The organism is Vibrio sp. Y29_XK_CS5 (assembly GCF_024181835.1).
In the GTDB taxonomy this organism is placed as follows: domain Bacteria; phylum Pseudomonadota; class Gammaproteobacteria; order Enterobacterales; family Vibrionaceae; genus Vibrio; species Vibrio harveyi.
On sequence record NZ_JAMZAM010000028.1, the window covers coordinates 1 to 1,574 of the forward strand.

The window sequence follows — 1,574 nt, forward strand, 5'->3', positions numbered from 1 at the left end:
AGCGGCATCGGTACCAGCAGAGCAAGGCACCGTTACCATCGTGGATGGTAAGTTGGTGTTTACGCCTGCCGAAAACTTCAATGGCGACGCAACGATTAGCTACACCATCTCAGATGGTCAGCTAACAGACGATGCAACAGTTGCGGTGACGGTTAACCCAGTGAACGATGCACCTGTTGCGGTGAACGATGCGGTCTCTACCGATGAAGATACCGCGGTTACTATCGATGTATTGGCGAATGACAGCGATCCAGAGAATGACCAATTAACCATTACCAATGCGTCAGTACCAGCAGAGCAAGGCACCGTTACCATCGTGGATGGTAAGTTGGTCTTCACACCTGCTGAAAACTTCAATGGTGACGCAACCATCAGCTACACCATCTCAGATGGTGAGTTAAGCGATGATGCAACGGTTGCGGTGACGGTTAACCCAGTCAACGACGCACCAGTGGCAGTCAACGACACTGGTGCAACAGACGAAGACACCGCGGTTACTATCGATGTATTGGCGAACGACAGCGATCCAGAGAATGACCAATTAACCATTACCAATGCTTCGGTACCTGCAGAGCAAGGTACGGTGACGATTGTTGACGGCAAACTGGTCTTCACACCTGCCGAAAACTTCAATGGCGACGCAACGATTAGCTACACCATCTCAGACGGTCAGCTAACCGACGATGCAACGGTTGCGGTGACGGTTAATCCAGTTAACGATGCGCCGGTAGCGGTGAACGATGCGGTCTCTACCGATGAAGATACCGCGGTTACTATCGATGTATTGGCGAATGACAGCGATCCAGAGAATGACCAATTAACCATTACCAATGCGTCAGTACCTGCAGAGCAAGGTACCGTTACCATCGTGGATGGTAAGTTGGTGTTTACGCCAGCTGAAAACTTCAATGGTGATGCAACGATTAGCTACACCATCTCAGATGGTCAGCTCACAGACGATGCAACGGTTGCAGTGACGGTTAATCCTGTGAATGACGCGCCAGTGGCAGTGAACGATGCGGTCTCTACCGATGAAGATACCGCGGTTACTATCGACGTATTGGCGAACGACAGCGATCCAGAAAACGATACGCTGACTATCACAGCGGCATCGGTACCAGCAGAGCAAGGCACCGTTACCATCGTAGATGGTAAGTTGGTCTTCACACCTGCTGAAAACTTCAATGGCGACGCAACCATCAGCTACACCATCTCAGACGGTCAGCTAACTGACGATGCAACGGTTGCGGTGACGGTTAACCCAGTCAACGACGCACCAGTGGCAGTGGATGACACTGTTACAACAGATGAAGACACTGCGGTTACTATCGATGTATTGGCGAACGACAGCGATCCAGAGAATGACCAATTAACCATTACCAATGCGTCAGTACCTGCAGAGCAAGGCACCGTTACCATCGTGGATGGTAAGTTGGTCTTCACGCCTGCTGATAACTTCAATGGCGACGCAACGATTAGCTACACCATCTCAGATGGTCAGTTAACTGACGATGCAACGGTTGCGGTGACGGTTAACCCAGTCAACGACGCGCCAGTGGCAGTGGATGACACTG

At 51.0% G+C, this 1,574-nt stretch carries 1 protein-coding gene; it reads left to right on the top strand.

Features of this window, described 5'->3' with window-relative positions:
* A partial coding sequence (locus NL647_RS27085) for an Ig-like domain-containing protein (protein WP_253650914.1) occupies nt 1–1,574 on the top strand: 1,574 nt, incomplete at both ends.